The following is a 25,043-nucleotide window of genomic DNA, read 5'->3' as shown; positions in this document are numbered from 1 at the left end:
ATCCGCCCCCCACGGCGCCGGTAATACCAAATTCGTCCCTGGCGATGAAGAGTCTAGGGTCTCCAGTTCGCTCGGCAGCGGCGCCGCCCTTGACCAGGAATTCTGTGCGCACAGGTGTTCACGCAACCCGTCTTCCTGGCCGGCGTTTGCGACGGATTTCGTCGGCTACCCCGCGGTAACCAGCGCTTTTCCGGCTAACGGCTGGATCCTTAGCACCTCTCGGCGAGATACTGATATTTGCAAGATCGAGTAAATAACCCCTGTTCTACCTCGGTATCAACTGCGGGAACCCCTACCGCAGACCCCCCGAAAGATGGGAAATGATGAACGCTTCAGTGCTGGATTTTCCGGACCACAAGCTCTACAGCCTGCCCGAGACCATTAGCTGGCGCGACACCGATACGGGGTGCACGATCGTGCTCGCTCAGCCCGACAGCGAACCTGGGCTATGGAACGACTATTTACAGGGAGCGTTGCAGAGTTACGAGAAGCACGGTGTGGAGGCGGCACTGGATCTCGACTCGTTCCGCGACGGGCGCGACACCACGCTGTTCTACACCGCACTCGACGACAGCGGGAAGATGCTGGGTGGGCTGCGGGCCAAGGGCCCGTACCTGCGCGCCGACGAGTCGCACGCGATCGTCGAATGGGCGGGCCAGCCGGGCCAGGAGGCCGTCCGCAAGATGATCACCGACCGGTTGCCGTTCGGTGTGGTGGAGATGAAATCGGCCTGGGTGAGCGACGATCCCGCCCGCAGCGGTGAGCTGACCCGCGTATTTGCGCGCACCGCGTTCCCGACGATGAGCCTGCTGGGTGCCCAGTTCATCCTGGCCACAGCCGCGGCGCACGTTCTGGACCGGTGGAGCACGTCGGGCGGTGTGGTCGCTACCAAGATCCCGGCGGCGCCGTATCCCAGCGACCGCTACCGCACCAAGATGATGTGGTGGGACCGACGCACCTTTGCCAACCACGCGGAGCCGAAGCAGCTGGCGAAGATTGTGAAGGAAATGCGGATGCTGGCCGATATCTCCGACGAGTTCAGCGGCTTCGGCTTGCTGGCCGGGAGTGGAAGCTAGCCAGACAGCAACAAACCGATACCATCTCCTAAGCTCCGCTAATCACGAGATGGCACGATGACCACACCTAACGAGACCGGGACTGCTGACAGCCTGGAGAATCTCGTCACACATGTCGCAACGCAGCTGATGGCTGTCGATGCCGCGACATCGGCGAAGGTCTCGCAAGAGGTTCTCGGCGAATTGGTGCAATCCTTCGGCGTTGACGTGAGCTTTCTGCGCTACAACGATCACAGCGTCCGGGCCACCAGGCTGATCGCCGAGTGGCCGGTTCGCCCGTTTATCCCGGATCCCGATCCGCTGGGTGTCGTCTACTTCGCGGACGCCGACCCGGTCTTCGCTGCCGCCGAGCATGCCAAGGAGCCGGTGTTCTTCCGCCCCGATCCGATTCCCGAGGACGATTACCAGCGCCTCGTCGAAGAGGGCACGGGCATGGCCCTGACGTCGATGGCGTCGGTTCCGCTGCTGTCGGGTGACACCACAACCGGCTGCATCGGATTCATCAAGTTCGGCATCAAGGACTGGTCGCCCGAAGAGCTCAACGCGCTCAAGGCGATTGCGTCGTTGTTCGCCCAGGTGCAGGCGCGTGTGGTCGCCGAGGACCAGCTGCGCTACCTGGCCGAGCATGACGACCTGACCGGACTGCACAACCGCCGCGCGCTGCTGGCCCACCTCGATGACCGGTTGCGTGCCGGACAGCCGGGCCCGGTCTCGGTCCTGTTTCTCGACCTCGACCGACTCAAGGCCATCAACGACTACCTCGGCCATCACGCCGGCGACTGGTTCATCCAGGCCTTCGCCGAACGGTTGCGCGAGGAATCCGGTGACGCCGATGTCATCGCCCGCCTCGGTGGCGACGAGTTCGTGATCGTGCCGGCCGGGCCGGTGGATGCCCAAACCGCCGAGGCGCTGGCACACCGGCTGCAGGACGCGCTGCGCGACCGGGTGACGATCGGCGGCGAGATGCTGACCCGGACCGTCAGTGCCGGTGTGGCACTGGGTGTTCCGGGCCGGGACACCACCTCGGATCTCTTGCGCCGCGCCGACCAGGCGGTGCTGAACGCCAAGAACGCCGGCGGTAACAAGATCGCGGTCTTCACCGACGAGATGTCACTGAAGAGCGAGTTCCGCAACGACATCGAGCTGCACCTGCAGAACGTGATCGACACCGGTTCGCTGATCCTGCACTACCTCCCCGAGGTCGACATGCGCACCGGGGAAATTCTGGCGACCGAGGCGCTGGTGCGTTGGCAGCACCCGACCCGCGGCCTGCTGCTGCCGGACTCGTTCATCCATGTCGCCGAATCCATCAACCTGGCAGGCGAATTGGGCCGCTGGGTAATGCGCGCGGCCTGTGAGCAGTTCAGCATCTGGCAGGCCCAGGGCATTGGCGAGAACGCCGTCATCCGGATCAACGTCTCCCCCGTGCAGCTGGTTGCCGACGGATTCGTCGAGTCCGTGGCCGACACCATCGCCGAGTTCGGCCTCGACGGTAAGTCTGTGTGTCTGGAAATCACCGAAAGCGTTGTGGTGCAGGACATCGAGACAACCCGCGTCACGCTGGCGGGGCTCAAAGAAGTCGGTGTGCGGATTGCGATCGACGACTTCGGCACCGGCTACAGCGTGCTGACCCATCTCAAATCGCTTCCGGTGGACACCCTCAAGATCGACAAGGGTTTCGTTCTCGAATTGGGCACGAACCCGGAGGACTTGGCAATCGTGCGAGCGATCATCGCGCTGGCCGAGGCCTTCAACCTCGAACTGGTCGCCGAAGGCGTGGAGTCGCCGACCGCGGCGATGACCCTGCTTCAGCACGGTTGCCATCGCGCGCAAGGCTTCCTGCTGTCTCGTCCCATCCCCAGCGACGCGATGGCCGAGTTGTTCGCCAAAAAGGTTATCCCGGTGGACTTCTCGGCTCAGATTCGGAGCTGATTCAGGAGCTGCACAGCAGTTCGACGCGACCGAAGCGGCTGGCCGTGCGGCTGACCACCGCCACCCGCGCACTGTCCGGCAGACCCGCCTGCACCGGCCAGTCGGCGTCGGCGGGCAGGGCTCCGATCGATAACGCCACGCCGAGCGTCGCGCGCACCAGCCGCAGACCCTCCGGCGTGGACAACTCCGCACCGGCGACGCGCCCGTCTTCGAAGATCAACCGCTGCAGCGTGCCCATCTCGTCGAGCAGTCCCCGTTCATCGGCCTGCTCACGCAGCCATTCGGTGAGTGGCAAACCGGGACGGTCGGTTTCGGGTCGATAGTCGCCCAACACGGCCACCCGGATCGTCTCGCCGGCCGACTGCATCGCGGTCATGCCGTCGGGCACCTGGCTGTAAATGACCCCGAACGGCGACGCCACGCAGCCCGCGGAGAAGTCCCTCAGTCGCGACCCGAAGAACGGCTCGATGGTGGCCTTGCGATCCTTGCTGACGACAACCGGTTTGGCATGGACGACGGCGAGTTCCAGATCTGGATTCGCCAACGGAGGCAAGTCTTCGGTCATCGACTGAAGGTAGGCGAGGGTGTCGGGATCGCCTGCGTCAGAGGACAACTCGGTGGAGATGTACTCGACGTCAAGGTCGAGGTCCGCGCACCAGATCGCATGCGCGAGCGCACCGGGGCCGGCGCCGGCACAGATCACATCGACGACGTCGTCCCACTGCCATTCCGAAGCCTCGCCGGGCTCCTCGTCGATACTCACGGCTCAGGGATTCGGCAGGCCGAGGTCGGCCAGACCCAGCACGCTTCGGTAGGGAATTCCCTCGGCCTCGATCGCCTCGGCCGCACCGGTGGACCGGTCCACCACCGTCGCGACACCCACGACCGTCCCGCCCGCATCTTGCACCGACTGCACAGCGGTCAGCGCGGAGCCGCCGGTGGTGCTGGTGTCCTCGACCACCAGCACCCGCTTACCCGACACCTCGGCACCCTCGATGAGTCGTTGCATCCCATGGCTTTTCACAGCCTTGCGCACCACGAACGCGTCGATCGGGCGTCCCGGTGCGTGCATGACCGCGCTGGCCACCGGGTCGGCCCCCATGGTCAGGCCGCCGACCGCGGAGTAGTCCCAGTCCGCGGTGAGCTCGCGCACCAGCCGGCCGATCAGCGGGGCGGCCCGGTGATGCAGTGTGGCGCGACGCAGGTCGACGTAGTAATCGGCCTCCTTACCGGAAGACAGCGTCACGCGGCCGAACACCACCGACAACTGGCGCACCAGCGCGGCGAGTTCGGCGCGGTCGGATGCGTTGAGTTCAGGTGCGCCCACGGCCTTTTCCTATTCCGTTGTTGACCGCGCGGACCAACCCCCGCGGAACCAGCCGGCCGACCGAGGTCAACACCTTGTACTGCAGGCCGGGAATGCTGATGACTTTGCCCTTGGCCACATCGGCCAGGCTTTCGGCGACAACGTCGTCCACGTTGAGCCACAAGATGTTCGGGATCGACTGCATGTCGATGCCGGCCCGCTCGTGGAATTCGGTGTGCACGAATCCCGGGCAGACGGCGTGGATGCTGACCCCGGTGCCGGCCAGACCATTGGCCAACCCCTCGGTGAACGACACCACCCAGGCCTTCGACGCCGAGTAGGTGGATCCGCGGCCCGACAGCAGCCCAGCCACGCTGGCGATGTTGATCACCGTGCCCGAGCCGGCCGCGACCATCGAGGGCAGCGCCGCGCGGGTGAAGTGCATGACCGCGGTGACGTTGACATCGAGTTGGGCCTGCAGCTGCACCGGGTCGGCGGTCCAGAACTCCCCGGACGTTCCGAACCCGGCATTGTTGACCAGCACCTGCACTCCGGCAGCCAGCCGGTCGACGACCCTGGCGCGGTCAGCGGCATCAGTGAGGTCGGCAGGCAGCACCTCGACGTCGACACCGTTGGCCGCCCGCAATTCGGCGGCGAGATCGTCGAGACGCTCCACGGTCCGGGCGACCAGGACGAGGTCGTAGCCGTCGCGCGCATAGCGGCGGGCATAGCCCGCACCGAGCCCCGCGGTGGGGCCGGTGATCAGGGCGACGGGACGAGGCACGCCGCGACCCTACCGGGTCAGCGCTGGTAGTTGGGCGCCTGGGGGCCGGCCGGACTGGCACTGCGCGGCTGCTGCGGACGCAGCGGCGGCGGAGCGTCGACGTGTCCCGGCGGCAGCTCGCGACGGCCCGCCGGAGCCAGCGGCCGACCCGGGGAGGCGTTGCGCCGGCCGGCGGACTGGGTGAGCGCCGGCTGCACGGTCGGGGGCAACACCCGCAGCAGATCGTTGAACTGCCGCACGGTGCGCAGCCCTTCGTCCCACTGCGCGCGAGTGGACGAGATCGGCATGGAGACCAGCGTCCAGTTCTGCTCGTTCCACATGATCTCGGCGCAGTCCGGCGCCGTGTGCGCGAACGTCACCATCCGGCGATCACAGGCCCGGCGGGCAGCGTCGAGGTTGGTGGAGTACACCATCCGCGGGCCGATGGCGCCCAGCAGCCAGACGTCGCTCTCGCGCGGCTCGGCGATGCCCTTGAGCCGCAGATCCATCACGACGTTGGTGCCGACCTTGCGGTGCAGCGCGATCACGGTGGCCACGTCTTCGAGGTCGAAGATGTAGACGGCCTCGCCGCGGATCTGCCCGAGCACGACGTTTCGTGCGGTGACATCGCCGACGGTAGACATCACCCCGCGCTTCCAGCGGTCGATGATTTCGGCGGACTCGGGCTCGAAGTCGAACCCGTGCGACCGCGCCCAGGACTTACGGCGGCGGCCCAGACCACGCCGACGGCCGATGTCGACGTACAACAGCACCGCCGCACCCACGAAGCAGAGCGCGGACAGCGTGAACCAGAACGGAACCATTACGCCTAGCGTATCTGCTCACTGCCGGGTTGCGAGAACTCCAGCAGGTCACAGAGCTATTACGGCCCGGTCGCCGCGGCGAGTTCGAGTATTTCCTCGCGGTCGGCCGCAAGCAGGAAGCCGCCGGCGATCGCCTCGTCCAGCGCCGCGGTGAACCGCTCCAGGTAGTCGGTCCGCCCGCCGGGATACAACCTCGCCAAGGTCTCAGCGTCGAACGGCTGACCGGAGCCGAAAATCGCGAGCAGCACGTTGTCGTCGTCGGCGCCGGCCCCGGATGTCCGGGCGGTCGGCACGTCCACCCACGGGGTTCGAAGGCCGCCGGTGGCCAGACCGTTCGCGTCGACCACGATCTCAACCGGGTCGGTGTCGGTCAGGTCGATCCACGGCGCGCTCGGCGCGGGCCGGTCGGTGCGCACCCAGTCGTGCAGTTGCGCGACCGCGGCCTGCAGCACGTAGTGATGCTGCGGGGCGAAGTTGATGAAGTGCGGCAGCTGCTGACCCATGAGGTCGTTGGTCGGCGCGTAGGCCGCCACGATCTGCTCGAGCGGCACCTCGCCGTTGTCGATGAAGCCGACCCGGATCGTGTAGTTGTCGGCGTGCGCGGAGCCGGGGATCTCCCAGACCCGCAGACGCTCGGTGTCCGGCACGCGGGCGTGGTGGTAGCCGAGCAGGCGCGCGCCCAGCAGATCGGTTTCGGTGATCACCGTGAGCACCGGCGCGCGCAGGTCGGCGCGGAAGGGCACCGGCACGGCGTGGAACGCCCCGGATTCGTCGAGCAGCGACGAACCGTCCAGCGGTGCGGCCGAGCCGAATCGGGAGTGGATCAGGAAGCCATCGAACACCGCGGCGTCCGGGTCGACGTCGTTGACGTAGGTGGTCAGGAAGGTGGCCGACTGCGACTCCCCCGCGGCCAGCACGACATCCGGCGCCAGGCCGTCGATGACACCGTTACGAATGGCCCGGCCGACCTGGGTGAAGATGTCGTAGGCGAACGCATCACCGGGATGGCTCAGCGTCGAATAACGTTGTGGATCAAGCTTTTTCAGAGACGCATCGCCGACCAGGCTGAGGCCGCCCTCGATCCCGACGCGCTGGGCGGAGACGACGACGTAGGCGTACCCGGCGCGGGCGATCTCCCGGTGTGCCATGAACCAGACCGCGGGGGCGTCGACTCCGCCGCTGACGTTGAGCCACTCGACGATCGCCGTTCCGTTCCAAGCGGTGTCGTCGATCGGTCGCAGCACGACGATGCGGGTGACGTAGTCGGCTGTACCTTCAGGCGCGTACGACGCCGCGGTGCCCGCGACGAAGAACTCGTCGGCGCGATATCCCACCGTCGCCAGGTCGTAGGCCCCGGTCAGCAGGTTCGGTTGTCCGGGGACCGGGGTGATGACGGGATCAGCGGTCGGCACCATCAATCAATAGAAGAGGCAGGCACCGGGTAGTCGGGGTATCCCATGGCGTCGTAGAGCCGCACACCCGTGTTGTTGAGCTTGGCGACGGCCCTGGTCAACCGGGCGGGCACCACGGACAGTGCGCGGCCCGCCGTGGCCAGGGCCCACACCCCGAACTCCGACCGCGGCACCAGGGACTTGGCCACCGTGCGGGCGAACGCGCGGCTGTGCCGCACCGGGTCGGCCATCACCGCCTCGTACGCGGCGAAGGCCGCGGCGTAATCGCCGCCGGCCCGTTCGAGTTCACCGGCCAGTACGTAGGCACCCAGCACGGCCAGGCTGGTGCTGCCACCGACAGCGGGCCCCGGGCAGTACCCCGCATCGCCGACCAGGGTGACTCGGCCCCGCGACCAGCTGGTCAACTCCAGTTGGGTGATCGAGTCAAAATAGAAGCTGCCCGGACCGTCGAGTTCGGCGAGCCAGCGATCGACCGTCGGGCTCAGGCCGGTGAACGCCGTGCGCAGCAGGGTGCGCTGGCGAGCGTCATCGCGATGGTGGTACTCCAGCGGCTGATCGGGGCGGAGCAGGAAGACCGCACGGGCATCGTCGAGGTGGTCGGCGGTGTAGATCGCCGCCCACCGTTTCACGTCGAGGAAGTTCGTCATCTCGCCGTCGCGCGCAAGCTCTTTGGGCACCGACAGCACGGCGAGGTAGCCGCCGAGGAAACGGGTGTGCCCGGCGTCGGGACCGAAGACCAGCTGCCGCACCCCCGAGTGCAGACCGTCCGCTCCGACGACGACGTCGTAGCGCCGCTGCGCCGAATAGGCGAAGTCGACGGTGCCGTCGTCGGCGATCGCGGTGATCTGGTCACCGAACAGATACTCGACGTCGTCGCGTCCGGCGTCGTAGTAGATCTGGCTGAGGTCGTCGCGCATGATCTCGACGTGCCGGTCGGAGATGACGCCGACGAGTTTCAGGTAGTCGACGTTCACCGGCAGCCGCCCGTTGGTGCGCTGCAGGATCATCCGGGTGGTGCCGGTGGCCCGGGCTTGCACCTGATCGATGACGCCCATGCGTTCGGAGATCTCCATGGCCGGGCGGAATAGATCGACGGCGTGGCCGCCGGTCTTGCGCAGCGCGGGTGCGCGTTCGACGACGGTGACATCGAATCCGCGGCGGGTCAGCCAGTAGGCCAGGACGGGTCCGGCGATGCTGGCGCCCGAGATGAGTACGCGCATGGGATCCTCCACTCCACTTACTTAACGGTCGGTAAGCAATATCCTTTGCAGCTTACTTAACGATCGGTCAGTTAGGGTGGTTACGTGACTAGGCCGGCGTCGGGCACCCGCGAACGGATCCAGGACGTCGCACGGAATCTCTTCGTTGAGAAGGGCGTGCAACGCACCAGCTTGCAGGACATTGCCGCTCAGCTGGGCATCACCAAGCCCGCGCTCTACTACCACTTCTCCTCGCGGGAAGAATTGGTGCGCAGCATCCTTGCGCCGGTGATCGAGGAAGGCGAGAAGTTCATCGTCGATCAGGAGACGCGGGCATCGACCGACCCGGCCAGCCCCCGCGAACTCCTGGAAGGCTACTTCGATTTCATCTTCCGACACCGCACCGATCTCATCCTGGCGGTCTCCGAGATGACGACGCTGGCCGACCTCGGATTGGTGGACAAGGTGCTGGGGTGGCAGAAACGGTTGTGCACCTTGGTTTTCGGGCCACGTCCGACGCTGGAGCAGGCCACCCGCGGCGTGATCGCGTTCGGCGGTATGCAGGATTGCTGTCTACAATTCCCCGACACCGCACCCAAGCGACTGCGCCAGGTGACGGTCGCCGGAGCGCTCGCCGCCCTCGGCGTGCCCGACGCCTGAACGCAGAAGGTCCCCGCACCGGAGTGCGGGGACCTTCGCGCTGAGCAATCAGCCCAGGATCAGCGATTCGCCGTCCGGACTGACGTTCACCGGCACGATGTCGCCGTCGTGGACGTCACCGGCCAGCAGCAGCTTGGCCAGCTGGTCACCGATGGCCTGCTGCACCAGCCGCCGTAACGGCCGCGCGCCGTAGACCGGATCGAATCCGCGGTTGGCCAGCCATTCCTTGGCAGGCAGCGACACCTGCAGTTCGAGGCGACGCTGACTCAGCCGCTTCTGCAGCTGCGCCAGTTGGATGTCGACGATCTGGACCAGTTCGTCGGGGTTCAGCGCATCGAAGATGAGCACATCGTCGAGGCGGTTGATGAACTCCGGCTTGAACGCCGCGCGCACCGCCGCCATCACCTGGTCCTCGGTACCGCCCGACCCCAGGTTGGAGGTCAGGATGAGGATGGTGTTGCGGAAGTCGACGGTGCGGCCCTGACCATCGGTCAGCCGGCCCTCGTCGAGAACCTGCAGCAGCACGTCGAACACGTCCGGGTGGGCCTTCTCGACCTCGTCGAACAGCACCACCGTGTACGGCCGCCGTCGCACCGCTTCGGTCAGCTGACCGCCCTGGTCGTAGCCGATGTATCCGGGCGGGGCACCGACCAGCCTTGCCACCGAGTGCTTCTCGCCGTACTCACTCATGTCGATGCGGACCATGGCGCGCTCGTCGTCGAACAGGAAGTCCGCCAACGCTTTTGCCAGCTCGGTCTTGCCGACACCGGTCGGACCGAGGAACAGGAACGAGCCCGTCGGGCGGTTCGGGTCGGCGACGCCGGCGCGGGAACGCCGGACGGCGTCGGAAACCGCTTGCACAGCCCGCTTTTGGCCCACGACCCGGCGACCCAGCTCCTCCTCCATGCGCAGCAGCTTGGCGGTCTCACCTTCCAGCAGCCGGCCGGCGGGGATGCCGGTCCACGCCGACACGACGTCGGCGATGTCGTCGGGACCGACCTGCTCCTTGAGCATGACGGCCTCACGGGCCTCGGCCTGCGGCAGTGCGGCGTCGAGTTTCTTCTCCGCCTCCGGGATTCGGCCGTACCGCAGCTCGGCGGCCTTGGCCAGATCGCCGTCGCGCTCGGCCCGGTCGGCCTCGCCACGCAGCACCTCGAGTTGCTCCTTGAGCTCGCGCACGACGTCGATGGCGTTCTTCTCGTTCTGCCACCGGGTCGTCAGTTCCGCGAGTTCTTCTTTCTTGTCGGCCAATTCGGCGCGCAGCTTTTCGAGGCGCTCCTTGGAGGCAGCGTCCTCTTCCTTGGCCAGTGCCATCTCTTCGATCTCGAGGCGACGGACCAGCCGCTCGACCTCGTCGACCTCGACGGGCCGCGAGTCGATCTCCATCCGCAGCCGCGACGCGGCCTCGTCGACCAGGTCGATGGCCTTGTCCGGCAGGAACCGGCTGGTGATGTAGCGGTCACTCAACGTGGCCGCCGCGACCAGAGCCGAGTCGGTGATCTGAACACCGTGGTGCACCTCGTAGCGGTCCTTGAGCCCGCGCAGGATGCCGACGGTGTCCTCGACCGACGGTTCACCGACCAGCACCTGCTGGAAGCGCCGCTCCAGGGCGGCGTCCTTTTCGATGTACTTGCGGTACTCGTCGAGGGTGGTCGCACCGACCAGCCGCAGCTCGCCGCGGGCCAGCATCGGCTTGATCATGTTGCCGGCGTCCATCGCGCCTTCGCCGGTGGCACCGGCGCCGACGATGGTGTGCAACTCGTCGATGAACGTGATGATCTGCCCGGCCGAGTTCTTGATGTCGTCGAGCACGGCCTTGAGCCGCTCCTCGAACTCACCGCGATACTTCGCACCGGCCACCATCGAACCGAGGTCCAGCGAGATGACGGTCTTGTCCCGCAGGCTTTCCGGAACGTCGCCGGCCACGACCCGCTGGGCCAGTCCTTCGACGATCGCGGTCTTACCGACGCCGGGTTCACCGATCAGCACCGGATTGTTCTTCGTGCGCCGGCTCAGTACCTGGATGACGCGACGGATCTCGGTGTCCCGGCCGATGACCGGGTCGAGCTTGCCTTCCCGGGCGCGGGCGGTCAGGTCGGTGGAGTACTTCTCCAGTGCCTGATAGCTGGCCTCGGGGTCCGGGCTGGTGACGCGGGCGCTGCCGCGGACCTTGACGAACGCATCCCGCAGCGCCTCCGGGGAGGCGCCGTGACCGGTGAGCAGCTTGGCCGTGTCGGAGTCGCCGGTGGCCAGGCCGACCATCAGGTGCTCGGTGGAGACGTACTCGTCGTCCATCTCGGTGGCGAGCTGCTGGGCGGCGGTGATCGCCGCGAGCGACTCACGCGAGAGCTGGGGCTGCGAGGTCGCACCGCTGCTCGAGGGCAGCCGGTCGACGAGTCGTTGTGCCTCGGCGCGGATCGTGGCCGGATCGACACCGACAGCCTCGAGCAACGGCGAAGCGATGCCGTCAGCCTGCGTGAGCAGCGCCAACAGCAGGTGGGCGGGCCTGATCTCCGGGTTACCTGCCGCGGACGCGGCCTGCAACGCGGCGGTCAGCGCCGCCTGAGTCTTGGTTGTCGGGTTGAAAGAATCCACGACACCTCCGTTTCGTCTAGAAAAGCTTGTCGAGCTTTACAACGTCGTCAAGGTTGAGTCTGTTCCGCTCAAGTTTAAAAGATTCGACCAATATTTCGGTAGGGCCTTCTGCCATCTGTTTTCGTGACCCGAATCGAACATATGATCGATCCGTGGGTGACCTGACGTCGATCGGCTACAACGGTCAGCCCCTGCGGCCGCCGTTCCGGCCGGTGTACCCACCCGAGCCAGTGCTTGTCGATCTGACCGTGCTCTTCCCCCGCGAGCCGCACCGGACCGGCCGCTATCACCCGCACGGACTGCAGATGCACAAGGTCGTGAAGGGGACGTTGTCCTGCTGGGGACTGTGCGAGCAGGGCGACTGGTGGGGCCTGGTCACCTACGACATCGCCTACGGCCCCAAACGCAAGGCCGTCACGCACTGGGTGCCGGCCTGGACCCTCAAACGGCGCTAGGTACGTCCCGCGTTGGGTGCCGACGTCGTGGCATACGGGTTGGTCAGCGTGGTCGTCGTCGTGGGAGTGGAGTACTCCGTCTCCGACGGAATGACCACTTCGCTCGTGGTCTCCGACGGTGACGTCGACGTCGACGAGCCCGGGTTCACGTCGGTCGTCGAGATCCGTGGCGTCGTGCGGGACGTCGTCGACGTCTTCTTCGACGTCGTCGTGGTGCTGATCGCCGGCGCATACGTCACGGGGCCGTCGCGCCGCTGTGAGCTCTCGGCGGTGTCGAGCACCGCGTACACCAGCATCGCCAGCAGCACCAGCGCTGCCACCCCGGAGACGTAGATCAGGGTGTGTGACCCGTCATCACCCTTTTCTTCGTCGGCATCCTTGCCCACGGGCAGAGATAGTACGGTCAGCCGTGACCGCGCGTTGTCCGTCTACCGCCAGGAGGTACCTGTGACGACCGGTCTGGGTTCGGAGCTGACCGAACTGATCCCCCTCGCGCTGGTCATCACGCTGTCGCCGCTGACGATCATCCCCGGCATCCTGATGCTGCACACGCCCGCGCCCCGGCCCACGAGCTTGGCCTTCCTGACCGGCTGGGTGCTGGGCATCGGCGGTCTGACCGCGGCGTTCGTGCTGGTGTCCAATGCCCTCGGTGGTCTCAACAAGCAACCGACATGGGCGCCCTACGTCCGCATCGTGATCGGCGCGGCACTGATCGCGTTCGGGCTCTACCGGTGGTTCACCCGCAAGCGCTCGGAGCACACGCCCAAATGGCTGACGTCGATGACGAGCATCCGCCCGCCCCGCGCCTTCGTCACCGCGATCGTCCTGGTGGTCGTCAACCCCAAGGTCCTGTTCATGTGTGCCGCAGCCGGTTTGGCGATCGGCTCGGCGGGGCTCGGTGCCACCGGGGCCTGGACCGCCGACGCGGTGTTCACCGCCGTCGCGGCGTCTTCGGTGGCACTGCCCGTGCTGGCCTACCTGGTGGCCGGAGAACGGCTCGACGAACCGCTGACCAAACTGAAGGACTGGATGGAGGCCCAGCACGCGACACTGGTGGCCGTGATCCTGATCGTCATCGGCGTCATGGTGTTGTACAAGGGCATTCACGGTCTATAGTCCGCGCGCCTACACTCGCGGCCGTGGGTCTGGAGGATCGTGATGCGCTTGCGGTGCTGCGGGCTGCGTTCGAGAACTCCGAGGTGCCGCACTCCGCGGCCGATGAGCTACTGCACGGCTTCTACACCCGGTGGTTCGCCCTGGACAGCGAAGTGCGCGACCTGTTCCCACCCGAGCTGGCGCCGCAGCGCGCCGCCTTCGGTCAGGCCATGCACTGGGTGTTCGGCGAGTTCGTCGCGCAGCGCGCCCAGGCGCCGGTGGCCTTCCTCGCGCAACTCGGCCGCGATCACCGCAAATACGGTGTCACACAACGGCATTACGACAGCATGCGGCAGGCGTGGTACTCGGCGATGCGCAGCCGGCTGAGCGACAAGTGGTCACCGGCCGTCGACGACGCCGCCGTCCAGGCCATCAATCTGATCACCGGCATCATGGCCGGAGCGGCCGACGCCGAAGACGGCCCGGCGTGGTGGGACGCCACCGTGCTCGAACACCACCGGGTGTCGCGCGACATCGCCGTCGTCCGTCTGCACCTGGATCGGCCGATGCCGTATCACCCGGGGCAGTACGTCAACGTCCAGGTGCCGCAGTGGCCGCGACGCTGGCGGTTCCTGTCCCCCGCCATGCCGCCGGACCCCGACGGCTTCATCGAGTTCCACGTCCGCTCGGTGGTCGGCGGCATGGTCAGCAATTCGATCGTCGCCGAGACCCGGCCGGGTGATCGGTGGCGGCTGTCCAGCCCGCACGGTGCGATGGAGGTAAACCGCGACGGCGGCGATGTGCTGATGGTGGCCGGCAGCACCGGCCTGGCGCCGCTGCGCGCGCTGATCATGGACCTGTGCCGCTTCGGCGAGAACCCGCGGGTGCACCTGTTCTTCGGGGCGCGCTATCCCTGCGAGCTGTACGACCTGCGGACTTTGTGGGAGATCGCCGCCTCCAGCCCATGGCTGTCGGTGTCGCCGGTGTCGGAGTACTCCAGCGATCCGCCCTGGGCGGCCGACTATCCCGACGTCCAGCCGCCACGCGGACTGCATGTGCGCCAGACCGGGCGGCTGCCCGAGGTGGTCACCAAGTACGGCGGTTGGGGCGATCGGCAGATCCTCATCTGCGGCGGTCCTGCGATGGTCCGCGCCACCCGCGACGCGTTGCTCGCCAAGGGAGCACCGGCCGAACGCATTCAGCACGATCCGCTGGGCTGACCCGCCGCAATATTTACCCCTTCCTATCTGCCGAGTCAGGGGCGATGATGGCTGAGGGGCGGGGATGGCAGTGAGGGGTTGCGATGACGCTTGCCGGTTCCGCCGACGAAACCGATGCCCGCGAACTCGACACCATTGCTTGGGGATTTCTCTGCTCGCCCTACACCGGGCTGACTTATTGGGACTGGCCGTTGGAACGGCGGCTGGACACCTACCTCCGTCATGAAGATCGCGACGACATCCTCAACAGCGGCGCCGCGTACGCCATCGTCGTGGATCGGGTGATGGCGAATTTCGGGCGAGCCCGCCGCGACGGCGTTCTGACCCCGCCCAGCCGGTAGCGCGTCGATAGGATCGGACGATGGCCGAGCTGCCGTCCGTCCTCCTGCGTGATCCCTCGTCACCGTTGACGGCGACCTACGTGCCGTCGGCGGGCATGGTGTGCACCTCGCTGTCGGACGACGGCGTGGAGCTGCTGGGTCAGCGCCGCGGCCTGCAGGCCTATCTGAGCGACGGTAAGACCCTCGGCATCCCGATTCTGTATCCGTGGGCTAATCGCTTGAGCGCCAACACCTATGAGGTCGACGGTGGTGCGGTGACGTTGACGCCCGGGGTGGGCGGTGTGCGTACCGATCCGCACGGCCTGCCGATCCACGGTGTGCTCGCGGCGTATGCGGGCTGGGTGGTCACCGAGCAGTCCGAGAACCAGCTGATCGCCGACCTGGACTACGGAAGCCAGCCGGCGTTGCTGGCCAGCTTTCCGTTCCCGCATGTGGTCACCCTCGACATCACGCTGGCTGATCGCGCACTGACGGTGGAGACCACGGTGACCGCCACAACCTCGGCGGCGGTGCCGCTCTGTTACGGCTTTCACCCCTACCTGACCATTCCCGGGGTGCCGCGATCGGAGTGGACTCTGCAGACACCGCCGCTGCACCATCTGCCGGTGGACGACCGAGGCATCCCCACCGGGGAGGTGGTGGACTGGCCGGCGTACTCGGAGATGCTGGGCGACAGGACATTTGACGACGGATACGACGGGGTGCCGCCGGGCGCGGTGTTCGCCCTCGCCGGCGGCGAGCGCCGCATCGAGGTGGTCTTCGATCAGGGATTCCCGGCCGCGCAGATTTTCGCGCCGGGCAATGACGATGTCGTCGGGCTGGAACCGATGGCCGCGCCGACCAATGCGCTGAGCACAGGCGCCTACAGCACCGCGGTGCCGGGACGGCCCGCCGTTTCGGTGTTCACCATCCGCGCGCTCTGATTCGCCGAGCGTCACCCCAGCGTCACGTTGGGCGCCGAGCGTCACTCAGGTGTGACGCTCGAGACCAGATCAGCTAGCGGCGCGGCTTCCAGACCACCAGCGCCGTGCTCTTCGGCACCACTGCCAGATCACGACGCTGGTTGGCGCGCAACGACTCCAGCTCGCTCATCATCTCCTCGACGCGAGACTGCAGAGCCTCGACCTGATTGGTCAGCTCGATGATCCGCTTGATCCCCGCGAGGTTGACGCCCTCGTCCTGCGACAGCCGCTGCACCTCACGCAGCAGCTCGACGTCGCGTTCCGAGTAACGCCGTCCGCCACCGGAACTGCGCCGGGGGCTGACCAGCCCGAGCCGGTCGTAGGTGCGTAGCGTCTGCGCATGCATACCGGCCAGCTCGGCGGCCACCGAGATCAGAAACGTCCGGCTTTCCCGAGGCTCGCCTGTGGCCATCAGCGGTTACCCGCCCATCCGGCACGCGGGTCGAACCCGCTGGACCGCTCGGCGGCCGCGTAGGCCTCCAGTGCCTCCAGCGCCTCACCCTCGAGGTTGGGCGGCACCGCGACCTTGACCGTGACCAGCAGGTCTCCGTGGCCGCCGTCGCGCTTGGGTACGCCGCGTCCACGCACCCGCAGGATCCGGCCGTCGGCGGTGCCCTTCGGCACCCGCACTCCGACCTTGCCTTCCAAAGTGGGCACGGAAAGCGTTGTCCCCAAAGCCAGTTCGGTGAAGCTCACCGGGACCGACACGGTCAGATCGTCACCGTCGCGGCCGAACACCTTGTCGGGCCGCACGTGCACGGTGACATACAGATCGCCCGACGGCGCACCGCGCAGCCCGGCTTCACCCTGACCGGCCAGCCGGATGCGCTGACCGTCCTCGACGCCCGGCGGGATCCGGACGTTGATCGTGCGGGTCCGGGTGGTGACCCCGGTGCCGTGGCACTCGTCGCAGGGGTGCTCGATGATCGAGCCGCTGCCCCGGCAGTCGGTGCACGGCTCGGAGAACCCGAATGCACCCTGGTTGCGGTTGATCACCCCGGAGCCGTTGCAGGACGGACACACCTTCGGGCTGGTGCCCGGACGTGCGCCGCTGCCATGGCAATTCGTGCATGGCGCCGGACTGGTCAGCCGCAGCGGCATGGCGACACCCTTGGTCGCCTCCAGGAAGTCGAGATCGGTTTCGGTCTCGAGGTCCTTCCCGCGCCGCGGTCGGCTGGGCCGTGGCTGTGCGCCGCGCCCGAACAGGCCACCGAACAGGTCGCCGATGTTCGTGCCGCCGGTCTGGCCGGCGGTGTCGAACAGGTCGTTCAGATTGAACTCGCCGCCGTCGGCGCCGTAGCCACTGAACCCGCCGAACCCACCGCCGCCGTTGCCGCGCCGGAAGCCGCCGCCGGCGAACATCCGCCGGGTCTCGTCGTACTCCTTGCGCTTGGCCGGATCGGTCAGGACGTCCCTGGCCTCGCCGACCTCTTTGTAGCGCTCGTCGGCCGCCTTGTTGTCCGGGTTGCGGTCGGGGTGATTCTCGGCGAGCAGCTTGCGGGCCACCCGCTTGATCTCGTCCTCGCTGGCGTCGGAGGAGACGCCGAGCACCTTGTAGAAATCCTTCTCAACCCATTCGCGTTGAACCATGCCGCGTCACCTCCTCTCACCGTGTGTCATGTTGTTAATTCGATTCTGCGTTCTGCGCGCCGCTCTGCTCGCCGTTGACGGGCGTGTCGGCATTCTGGGCTTGTCCGGCGGGACCGTCCTCCACGGTGTCGACCACCCCGACGAGCGCGTGCCGCAGCACCTGCTCGCCGAGCTTGTAGCCCTGCCGCATCACCGTGCCCAGCACCGGCTTGGAGCCCTCGCCCTCGTGCTGCACGGCTTCGTGCAGCGACGGGTCGAACTCGTCACCTTCGGCGCCGAAGGCCGTCAGGCCCAGCCCGGCCAGTGCCGCCGTCAGCTTGTCGGCGACCGACTTCAGCGGACTGGTCTCGAGATCGCCGTGGCTGCGGGCCCGGTCGAGGTCGTCGAGGATGGGCAGTAGCTGGCTCACCACAGCGGCCTTGGCGCGCTCGCCGGCCACTTGCTGATCGCGCAGCGCGCGCTTGCGGTAGTTGGCGAAATCGGCCTGCACTCGTTGCAGGTCACCGAGCAGTTCAGCGGCCTTGTCCGACTCCTCCGGCGTTTCGCCCGCGAACTCCCCCGGCGCCGACCCACTGGGGGCCGGGCCGGAGGACTCGCGAACTTCTCCGGTCAGGGGGTCGATTCGGCGCTTGTCGGTGACAGTTACCGGTTCTTCCTGACCTTCACTCACTTGCGCTCCTGATCCTCGTCATCCACGACCTCGGCGTCGACGACGTCGTCGTTGGACGACGAGCCGTCCGAGCCGCCGGCAGCCTGGTCAGCCTGCGTGGCCTCGTAGATGGCCTGGCCGAGAGCCTGGCTCTCCTGGCCCAGCTTCTCCATGGCGGACTTGATCGCACCGATGTCGGTACCGGCCAGCGCGGTCTTGGCTTCGGTGATCGCGGCGTCGACCTTGGTCAAGGTGTCTTCCGGAACCTTCGATCCGCCTTCGGCTTCGCGCTGCTCGGAGACGAACTTCTCCGTCTGGTAGACCAGCGACTCGGCCTGGTTGCGGACGTCGGCCTCTTCGCGACGCTTGCGGTCTTCCTCGGCGTGCGCTTCGGCATCCTTGATCATCCGGTCGATCTCTTCCTTGGACAGGCCGGAGCCTTCCTGGATCTTGATCGTGTTCTCCTTGCCGGTGCCCTTGTCCTTCGCGGTGACGTGGACGATGCCGTTGGCATCGATGTCGAAGGTCACCTCGATCTGGGGCACGCCGCGCGGAGCCGGCGGGATACCGGTCAGCTCGAAGCTGCCGAGCAGCTTGTTGTGCGCCGCGATCTCGCGCTCACCCTGATAGACCTGGATCTGCACCGACGGCTGGTTGTCGTCGGCCGTGGTGAAGGTCTCCGACCGCTTGGTCGGGATCGTGGTGTTGCGCTCGATCAGCTTGGTCATCACGCCACCCTTGGTCTCGATACCCAGCGACAGCGGGGTGACATCGAGCAGCAGGACGTCCTTGACCTCGCCCTTGAGCACACCGGCCTGCAGCGCGGCACCGACGGCCACAACCTCGTCCGGGTTGACGCCCTTGTTGGGCTCCTTGCCACCGGTGAGCTCCTTGACCAGGTCGGTCACCGCGGGCATGCGGGTGGAACCACCCACCAGGACCACGTGGTCGATGTCGGACACCGAGATGCCGGCGTCCTTGATGACCTGCTGGAACGGCTGACGCGTGCGGTCGAGCAGATCTTGGGTGATCTTCTGGAACTCCGAGCGGGTCAGCTGCTCGTCGAGGAACAGCGGGTTCTTGTCGGCGTCGACGGTGATGTAGGGCAGGTTGATCGAGGTGCTGCCACTGGAGCTCAGCTCGATCTTGGCCTTCTCGGCGGCTTCACGAAGCCGCTGCATGGCCATCTTGTCCTTGGTCAGGTCGATGCCGCTGGTGCCCTTGAACTTGTCGACCAGCCATTCGACGATCCGGTCATCCCAGTCGTCGCCGCCGAGGTGGTTGTCACCGGAGGTCGCGCGGACCTCGACGACGCCGTCGCCGATCTCCAGCAGCGAGACGTCGAACGTGCCGCCACCGAGGTCGAAGACCAGGATGGTCTGTTCCTTGCTGCCCTTGTCCAGGCCGTAGGCCAGCGCCGCAGCAGTCGGTTCGTTGACGATGCGCAGCACGTTGAGGCCGGCGATCTGGCCGGCTTCCTTGGTGGCCTGACGCTGGGCGTCGTTGAAGTACGCGGGCACGGTGATGACCGCGTCGGTGATGTCCTCGCCGAGGTAGCTTTCGGCGTCCCGCTTCAGCTTCATCAGCACGCGAGCGCTGATCTCCTGCGCGGTGTAGTCCTTGCCGTCGATCTCGACGGACCAGTCGGTGCCCATGTGCCGCTTCACCGAACGGATGGTCCGGTCCACGTTGGTCACTGCCTGGTTCTTGGCGGGCTGGCCTACCAGCACTTCGCCGTTGCGCGCGAAAGCGACCACCGACGGCGTGGTGCGGGACCCTTCGGAGTTGGCGACGACGACCGGGTCGCCACCCTCCAGTACCGCCACGACGGAGTTGGTGGTCCCGAGGTCGATGCCGACCGCACGAGCCATGTTGAATCCTCCTGATAGTTACGTCTTTGGGTCTGAGCGAACCAGGCTCAAGACTGCCTCTCTTGCCGGGCGCCTGTCAAGCCAGAGTTGAGTCGGTTTCACTCAAGTTGTCGAACGGGTCAACGGCGGGTGTTCCGGATTTGTTCCCAGGGTGTTCTGCACACGAGAGCGACGCCCGCGAGTGTGCGGGTTGATACGCCGCGAGCGGCGCGTTACGGATGAAACCGCACACCCGCCAGATGCGGGGGGGCGAAGGTCGCCGAGCGTGTGACCTTTCGTCGGTGGGAGTGCCTTGGGTTCAAGGGTCTAGTGCAACAGCTCCTAGCTGAGGGGTTTTTTGGTGCGTCCTGGTCATCCGCCTTCGACGGTTCGTTTGTTCTGGGCTCGTGTCCGCTTGGGTGATTCAGTCGATGAGGCCGCGATAGCCGCCGGCGTGCCACCGACCACTGGTAGGCAGTGGTTCGGTAACGCTGGCGGGGTGAAGCCGAAGATTGTTTCTGGTGTGGCCCGGCGATATACACGGCTGAGTTTCCTTGAGCGGGAACAGATCGCGTTGGGGGTTGCCGCCCAGGAGCCGATTCGCTCCATCGCCGAGCGGTTGGATCGGTCGGCCTCGACGATCAGCCGCGAAATCAAACGCAACAGCTCCGATGGTCGCAACAAGTACCGTCCGCAGTTCCGGTTCGGTGCACCCTGGCGGGGCGGGCCGTTGCGACGGCCGCACTATTTCGCCAGCGCCGCTCAGGGGCGCGCGCAACGCAACGCCCGCCGTCGGCACCCGCGCAAGCTGGCCGCCAACCAGCGCCTGCACGATCACGTGCAAACTTGGCTCAAGGACTTTCTCAGCCCCGAGCAGATCGCCCAGCGGCTGGTGGCGGAGTTTCCCGACGACCTGGAGATGCGCGTGTCTCACGAGACGATCTACCAGTCGATATATGTGCAGGGTAAAGGGAATTTACGTCGCGAACTCCACCTGTGCCTGCGCACCGGCCGGGCATTGCGTCATCCCCGGCGCCGCCCCGGGGAACGCCGCGGACGCATCCCGGGCATGGTCAACATCAGCCAGCGTCCCGCCGAAGTCCTCGACCGGGCGCTACCTGGGCATTGGGAGGGCGATCTGATCTTGGGCAGCACGGAGTCTGGGTCGGCGATCGGCACTGTGGTGGAGCGATCGACCCGATATGCGCTGCTGTTGCACCTGCCCGAGAATCACACCGCCGAAGCGGTGCAGAACGCGATCGTGGCCAAGATGTCGCAGTTGCCGGCGCTGCTGCGCCAGACCTTGACCTGGGATCAGGGCAAGGAGATGTCCAATCATGCACAGATCGCCGAGGCGCTCGATTTGGAGATCTACTTCTGCGACCCGCACTCCCCGTGGCAGCGCGGCACGAATGAGAACACCAATGGTCTTCTGCGCCAATGGTTCCCTAAAGGAACCGACCTGTCGGTGTTCCCCGAGGACTATCTCGACTACGTCGCCGCCAAACTCAACAACCGCCCACGCAAGACCCTCGGCTGGAAAACACCCGCCCGAGCACTCGACGAACTACTGTCCAAGCCGTCCGATCCACCCGCTGTTGCACTAGCACCTTGAATCCGCCTGCGATTCGTCGACAGCAACCCTCACTCTCGGCGGCTTGAACGGCGTCAGGTGTGCCCGCACCCCGTCAGCCTGTAGTGAGTACCGGCCATACCCAAACGCCAGTAGGTTTGCCAGCTGTGGGGATCTCGTTGGCCGACCTGGACAGGTGGGATCCGGGGGCGGTTCGCGGAGTCGCCACCACGACGACCAATCGAGCGAACCACTTTCGAGATGTCGCGCACGACCAGAACGCCATAATTGCGAAGCTCGAGTGGGCGGGCGCCTCCCACGAAGCGGCTATGGCCAAAGCCCAAGTTATCAGCAGCAGCCTCCTTCAGCACGCCGACGAATGCGACCGTGCCGCACGCGAAGTCACGTCCGCGGCCACCGAAGTGGAGTCCATCAAGTCCGAGTGGAACCGCATCCAGCGGATGGCCGACCGGTGGGGCATCACCATTGACGTAGCCACCAGTTCGCTCGAGTGCTTTCACTCGGCCGAACCTGCGCAACAGGCTGAGAACGAGCGGCATATGCAGCTTGTGCACGATGCGATTGTCGACTTGTTGCGGCGGGCCGACTCCACAGATCAGCACCTCGCCACCGCACTTGACCACGCGGCAGGGGAGATGGCCGACGGTGACAGCGCTGAAGCACCGTTGGCGCCCGACGCCGTTCAGCGGCGCAACCAAACCGAGGCATTCCGAAGGATATTCGGGCGTGATCCCGTCAGCGGGAGTGATTGGACGACTGCGGCCGCTCTCGATCCGCACAGCTACGACCCGAAAAACAAAGGCGTTGATGCGAACATCGTCGTCGCCCGCATCAAGCCAGTGCCTGGACAAGGTGTCGTGCGGACGAACTTGTTCATACCAAGCAAGGACGTGTGGGCGCCGTCGGTTGAACTCCCGCCCTTCGACAATGGTCACCTCCTGCCCTACGACAACAATGTGGGCGACGACCGCGGATTCTCTCCCTCCGTGGGCCCCGAAGAGTCGCGTGTCGCCATCTACACCGACTTCGAAAACGGGATCATCGTCGCCCGTCAGAATCCGTCAGTAAATGCTGACACCGGAGAAGTAAGGGCTGGCACCCCCGACATCTCGGCAGTCCAACAGTCAAACGGTGCTGTACTGCTGCGCTACAACGCCGCCGATCCCTTCTCTCCCGGTGGCGAGGTGCCGGCGAAAGCCATCCCATTCAGCGTCAACGGCACACTGGCCATCAGCCCAAGTGCTGACGGGCCACGAGTGGGTGGCAATGTCACTTCCTTTCCGGCGCTTGAGATCTACAGCGACCGGAACGGAGCTACAACCCCGTTGTTGCAGTCGTGGCCAAGCTTTACCGACGACGCTTCGGGCCCGATGGTGGGTTTGCTTCCACACAAAGACGTGGGCGACTCGACCATCATCACCAGCTTCAACAGCGTCGTTCCGCAGTTCGAGCCGGCACAACCTGGATCAGTGCACGGGCCGCAAGCCGTGCCGGTCACGCCACCAATGTCGATCGTGCCACCGGGCAACTTCACTCCCTTTGGACCGCCAGCCGGTGAGGTGCCGGTCGTACGAACGTTCACCCCATTTCAGGGTGACGAATTCCTTCCCCCGCGTTGAGACCGAGGAGCGTCGAAAATGGCAAGTCCTACAGTCGATCCGGAGTGGAGACAACTTCACTCATCGTCGGCAGGATTTTGGAGGGGGTGACATGGCACATCCGGTCGTGGACTGGCGGAGAGCCACATTGCTCGGCGCGCTTCTCGGTGGGGTGTTCTGGGGGCTGGCCGCAGGCGCCATCCTGGCCTCGAAGGCATCAGCGGCAGCCGTCATCGCGATCTGTGTTTCCGGGGTGATCGTCGTGTCGGCAGGGACTTTCATCTACCGCCGCGGTGCCACCCCACGCCACCGTGCTTTCGGTATGGGCTTGATACTGGCTCCGCTTACCGGCCTGACGCCAGTACTCGCCGTTTCGCTACCCGGACTCTTGACCCACGCGATCTCGTGGAGAGGCTGACGCCGCCCATGGCTACACCGTCGCAAGCACCCGACAGCAAACCAGGCATTGAGGAGCAGCACCCGTTGGCGTTACTCATTGGGCTTTTCTTGGGCTTCGCGTCGGTCATTTTGACATTCGGGTTCTTATGGCCGCTGGCTCCGCTGTTTCCTGCTGCGGTCGCAGGCGCGTCCGCGGTGCTTCCGTTCACGAATCACTGGCACGTCGCGCGAGGTGCGATCTATGCATGCCTGGGGGTTGTGGCGTTCGAAGCCGTATTCGTGCCGATCCTCTTGCTCAGTTAGACGCCGTCGGCTCGGTCGTCGAGCTGTCCGAGCTCAGTCGCGCCGTGCTCATCCATGGCGCGAAAGCCCTTGCCTGCGTCGACGACATGTGCCGCCTGCTCAGTCAGAGCGGTGTGGTGCTTATCGGCAACCCGCTGCCACGTGTCGGCCATACGTACCAACGCGTCGGCGGACGAGCCCACCCATCCGGACTCAGAGTCACTGAGCCCCACCATGGACTGCACATGCGAACCCGACAGGATTGAGGCCTGCTCGCCGATATCTGATCCCCCACGGAAAAGGCCGTCGACGTCAACCTTCAGCTTGTCGGCCACGGCGATACCCTCCCTGGATCGGTCATCAGATTCTAGGTTGGCGGCACCACCGGCGATAGTCGGTGTCGACGCGAACGCAGAGGTCACGACCTGACGAATGCCAGCAGGTCCGGATTCAAAACGTCCGCGTGGGTGGTCAGCATGCCGTGCGGATAGCCGGGGTAGGTCTTTAGCGAGCCATTCGCCAGCAGGTCGACCGCGCGAGGCACCGAGCTCGCATACGGCACGATCTGGTCGTCGTCGCCGTGCATCACCAGCACGGGAACGGTGATGTTCCGCAGATCGTCGCTGTAGTCCTCTAGCCAGGAGTTGACGGTCTCGTAGTGAGCCTGGGCGCTACCTGCCATGCCTTGCCGCCACCAGTTGGCGATGACCGCCTCGGACGGCTCCGCACCTGGGCGGTTGAATCCGTAGAAGGGCCCCTCGGGTACATCCCGATAGAACTGGGATCGATTACCCCGAACTCCCGCCTGGACCGCCTCGAACCATTCGCGCGGTTGACCACCCGGGTTCTGCTCACTCTGAACCATGTTCGGCGTCAGCGAGGCCACCAACACCGCTTTGGCCACCCTGTCCTGGTAGCGGGAGACATAGCGGGCGACTTCGCCACCTCCGGTGGAGTGCCCGATGTGAACGGCGTCGCGCAGCCCAAGATGCTCGGTGAGCGCAGCGAGGTCCGCGACCCAATGAGCCATATCGTTGCCGAAACCCACCTGGTCGGAGCGACCGTGTCCGCGTCGGTCGTGCGCAATCACGCGGTAGCCATGCTGCAGGAAGAACGTCATCTGGGCGTCCCAGTCGTCGGCGGTCAGGGGCCAGCCGTGACTGAAGACGATCGGTTGACCGGACCCCCAGTCCTTATAGAAGATCTCAACGCCGTCCGACGTGGTGATGGTGGGCATGGCA

General features: G+C 66.0%; 25 protein-coding genes. 11 read left to right on the top strand and 14 right to left on the bottom strand.

Annotation, left to right across the window (positions count from 1 at the left end):
• The first annotated feature begins 320 nt into the window (after window positions 1-320).
• Together K0O64_RS02520 and K0O64_RS02515 are read left to right on the top strand one after the other, a co-directional pair.
• Window positions 321-1,076: a hypothetical protein gene (locus K0O64_RS02520; protein WP_096309727.1), complete on the top strand. Its 756-nt coding sequence runs from the start codon at window positions 321-323 to the stop codon at window positions 1,074-1,076.
• Window positions 1,077-1,133: 57 nt separating this feature from the next.
• Window positions 1,134-3,008 (top strand): putative bifunctional diguanylate cyclase/phosphodiesterase, encoded by a 1,875-nt coding sequence (locus K0O64_RS02515; protein WP_096309726.1) that lies wholly within the window; start codon window positions 1,134-1,136, stop codon window positions 3,006-3,008.
• Window position 3,009: 1 nt separating this feature from the next.
• Here K0O64_RS02515 and K0O64_RS02510 read toward each other — a convergent pair whose 3' ends face one another.
• The 6 genes from K0O64_RS02510 to K0O64_RS02485 are packed head-to-tail and all read right to left on the bottom strand — an operon-like array spanning window position 3,010 to window position 8,533.
• Window positions 3,010-3,771 carry an FAD-dependent oxidoreductase gene (locus K0O64_RS02510; RefSeq protein ID WP_220046014.1) on the bottom strand — a complete coding sequence of 254 codons (762 nt, stop codon included), beginning with the start codon at window positions 3,769-3,771 and terminating at the stop codon, window positions 3,010-3,012.
• A gap of 3 nt (window positions 3,772-3,774) precedes the next feature.
• A complete protein-coding gene (gene pyrE / locus K0O64_RS02505; RefSeq protein ID WP_220046013.1) occupies window positions 3,775-4,335 on the bottom strand; it encodes an orotate phosphoribosyltransferase in 561 nt (186 codons plus the stop codon).
• Window positions 4,322-5,098 (bottom strand): SDR family NAD(P)-dependent oxidoreductase, encoded by a 777-nt coding sequence (locus tag K0O64_RS02500; protein ID WP_096309723.1) that lies wholly within the window; start codon window positions 5,096-5,098, stop codon window positions 4,322-4,324. Before K0O64_RS02500 ends, pyrE begins: the two co-directional genes overlap by 14 nt.
• Window positions 5,099-5,115: 17 nt before the next feature.
• Window positions 5,116-5,901: a trehalose monomycolate transport factor TtfA gene (ttfA, locus tag K0O64_RS02495; RefSeq protein WP_071947908.1), complete on the bottom strand. Its 786-nt coding sequence runs from the start codon at window positions 5,899-5,901 to the stop codon at window positions 5,116-5,118.
• A 59-nt stretch (window positions 5,902-5,960) separates the two neighbouring features.
• Window positions 5,961-7,316: an alpha/beta hydrolase domain-containing protein gene (locus K0O64_RS02490; protein ID WP_220046012.1), complete on the bottom strand. Its 1,356-nt coding sequence runs from the start codon at window positions 7,314-7,316 to the stop codon at window positions 5,961-5,963.
• A complete protein-coding gene (locus K0O64_RS02485) occupies window positions 7,316-8,533 on the bottom strand; it encodes an FAD-dependent monooxygenase (RefSeq protein ID WP_220046011.1) in 1,218 nt (405 codons plus the stop codon). Before K0O64_RS02485 ends, K0O64_RS02490 begins: the two co-directional genes overlap by 1 nt.
• A gap of 84 nt (window positions 8,534-8,617) precedes the next feature.
• Between K0O64_RS02485 and K0O64_RS02480 the strand changes: the two genes are divergently transcribed.
• Complete coding sequence (locus K0O64_RS02480; protein WP_220046010.1) at window positions 8,618-9,172, top strand: TetR/AcrR family transcriptional regulator; 555 nt, start codon at window positions 8,618-8,620, stop codon at window positions 9,170-9,172.
• 48 nt (window positions 9,173-9,220) lie between these two features.
• Here the strand turns inward: K0O64_RS02480 and clpB are convergent, their stop codons facing one another.
• Entirely contained in the window at window positions 9,221-11,767 is a 2,547-nt protein-coding gene (gene clpB, locus K0O64_RS02475; protein ID WP_096309719.1) for an ATP-dependent chaperone ClpB, read from the bottom strand.
• Window positions 11,768-11,919: 152 nt separating this feature from the next.
• Between clpB and K0O64_RS02470 the strand changes: the two genes are divergently transcribed.
• A complete protein-coding gene (locus K0O64_RS02470) occupies window positions 11,920-12,222 on the top strand; it encodes a hypothetical protein (RefSeq protein WP_071947913.1) in 303 nt (100 codons plus the stop codon).
• On the opposite strand, the gene K0O64_RS02465 is transcribed toward K0O64_RS02470, so the two are convergent.
• On the bottom strand, window positions 12,219-12,608 hold the full coding sequence (locus K0O64_RS02465) for a hypothetical protein (RefSeq protein ID WP_125477371.1): 390 nt from the start codon (window positions 12,606-12,608) through the stop codon (window positions 12,219-12,221). The two genes, K0O64_RS02470 and K0O64_RS02465, sit on opposite strands and share 4 nt — an antisense overlap.
• Window positions 12,609-12,669: 61 nt before the next feature.
• Here K0O64_RS02465 and K0O64_RS02460 point away from each other — a divergent pair, with 61 nt between their 5' ends.
• The 4 genes from K0O64_RS02460 to K0O64_RS02445 all read left to right on the top strand — a co-directional run bounded on the left by K0O64_RS02460 (window position 12,670) and on the right by K0O64_RS02445 (window position 15,801).
• Window positions 12,670-13,338, top strand: a complete 669-nt coding sequence (locus K0O64_RS02460) for a GAP family protein (RefSeq protein WP_220046009.1) — start codon at window positions 12,670-12,672, stop codon at window positions 13,336-13,338.
• 23 nt (window positions 13,339-13,361) lie between these two features.
• Window positions 13,362-14,537: an FAD-binding oxidoreductase gene (locus K0O64_RS02455; RefSeq protein WP_220046008.1), complete on the top strand. Its 1,176-nt coding sequence runs from the start codon at window positions 13,362-13,364 to the stop codon at window positions 14,535-14,537.
• 83 nt (window positions 14,538-14,620) lie between these two features.
• On the top strand, window positions 14,621-14,878 hold the full coding sequence (locus tag K0O64_RS02450) for a hypothetical protein (protein WP_096309716.1): 258 nt from the start codon (window positions 14,621-14,623) through the stop codon (window positions 14,876-14,878).
• Between the two features lie 20 nt (window positions 14,879-14,898).
• A complete protein-coding gene (locus tag K0O64_RS02445; RefSeq protein WP_220046007.1) occupies window positions 14,899-15,801 on the top strand; it encodes an aldose 1-epimerase in 903 nt (300 codons plus the stop codon).
• Window positions 15,802-15,874: 73 nt separating this feature from the next.
• On the opposite strand, the gene K0O64_RS02440 is transcribed toward K0O64_RS02445, so the two are convergent.
• From K0O64_RS02440 to dnaK, 4 genes are read right to left on the bottom strand one after another with little or no spacing between them, the layout of a single operon-like run.
• Window positions 15,875-16,252, bottom strand: a complete 378-nt coding sequence (locus K0O64_RS02440) for a heat shock protein transcriptional repressor HspR (RefSeq protein ID WP_220046006.1) — start codon at window positions 16,250-16,252, stop codon at window positions 15,875-15,877.
• Window positions 16,252-17,430 carry a molecular chaperone DnaJ gene (gene dnaJ, locus K0O64_RS02435; RefSeq protein WP_071947920.1) on the bottom strand — a complete coding sequence of 393 codons (1,179 nt, stop codon included), beginning with the start codon at window positions 17,428-17,430 and terminating at the stop codon, window positions 16,252-16,254. Before dnaJ ends, K0O64_RS02440 begins: the two co-directional genes overlap by 1 nt.
• Window positions 17,431-17,464: 34 nt before the next feature.
• The gene (gene grpE / locus K0O64_RS02430; protein WP_220046005.1) at window positions 17,465-18,100 is read right to left on the bottom strand and encodes a nucleotide exchange factor GrpE; all 636 of its coding nucleotides are present in this window, start codon (window positions 18,098-18,100) and stop codon (window positions 17,465-17,467) included.
• Window positions 18,097-19,950, bottom strand: coding sequence for a molecular chaperone DnaK (dnaK, locus tag K0O64_RS02425; protein WP_220046004.1), 1,854 nt, complete (start codon window positions 19,948-19,950; stop codon window positions 18,097-18,099). Before dnaK ends, grpE begins: the two co-directional genes overlap by 4 nt.
• A gap of 340 nt (window positions 19,951-20,290) precedes the next feature.
• On the opposite strand from dnaK, the gene K0O64_RS02420 reads away from it, so the two are divergent.
• From K0O64_RS02420 to K0O64_RS02410, 3 genes are all read left to right on the top strand, one after another.
• Window positions 20,291-21,544 (top strand): IS30 family transposase, encoded by a 1,254-nt coding sequence (locus tag K0O64_RS02420; RefSeq protein WP_425574755.1) that lies wholly within the window; start codon window positions 20,291-20,293, stop codon window positions 21,542-21,544.
• A gap of 137 nt (window positions 21,545-21,681) precedes the next feature.
• Window positions 21,682-23,142, top strand: coding sequence for a WXG100 family type VII secretion target (locus K0O64_RS02415; protein WP_225933601.1), 1,461 nt, complete (start codon window positions 21,682-21,684; stop codon window positions 23,140-23,142).
• Window positions 23,143-23,233: 91 nt separating this feature from the next.
• A complete protein-coding gene (locus K0O64_RS02410; protein ID WP_220046003.1) occupies window positions 23,234-23,539 on the top strand; it encodes a hypothetical protein in 306 nt (101 codons plus the stop codon).
• Window positions 23,540-23,819: 280 nt separating this feature from the next.
• Here the strand turns inward: K0O64_RS02410 and K0O64_RS02405 are convergent, their stop codons facing one another.
• Together K0O64_RS02405 and K0O64_RS02400 are read right to left on the bottom strand one after the other, a co-directional pair.
• The gene (locus K0O64_RS02405) at window positions 23,820-24,137 is read right to left on the bottom strand and encodes a WXG100 family type VII secretion target (RefSeq protein WP_220046002.1); all 318 of its coding nucleotides are present in this window, start codon (window positions 24,135-24,137) and stop codon (window positions 23,820-23,822) included.
• An 83-nt stretch (window positions 24,138-24,220) separates the two neighbouring features.
• Window positions 24,221-25,039 (bottom strand): alpha/beta fold hydrolase, encoded by an 819-nt coding sequence (locus tag K0O64_RS02400; protein WP_220046001.1) that lies wholly within the window; start codon window positions 25,037-25,039, stop codon window positions 24,221-24,223.
• Between the last annotated feature and the right edge of the window lie 4 nt (window positions 25,040-25,043).

The organism is Mycolicibacterium pallens, assembly GCF_019456675.1.
GTDB classification, from domain to species: domain Bacteria; phylum Actinomycetota; class Actinomycetes; order Mycobacteriales; family Mycobacteriaceae; genus Mycobacterium; species Mycobacterium crocinum.
Note: the sequence above shows the minus strand (reverse complement) of the source record. Positions and strands in the feature narration are given on the sequence as shown.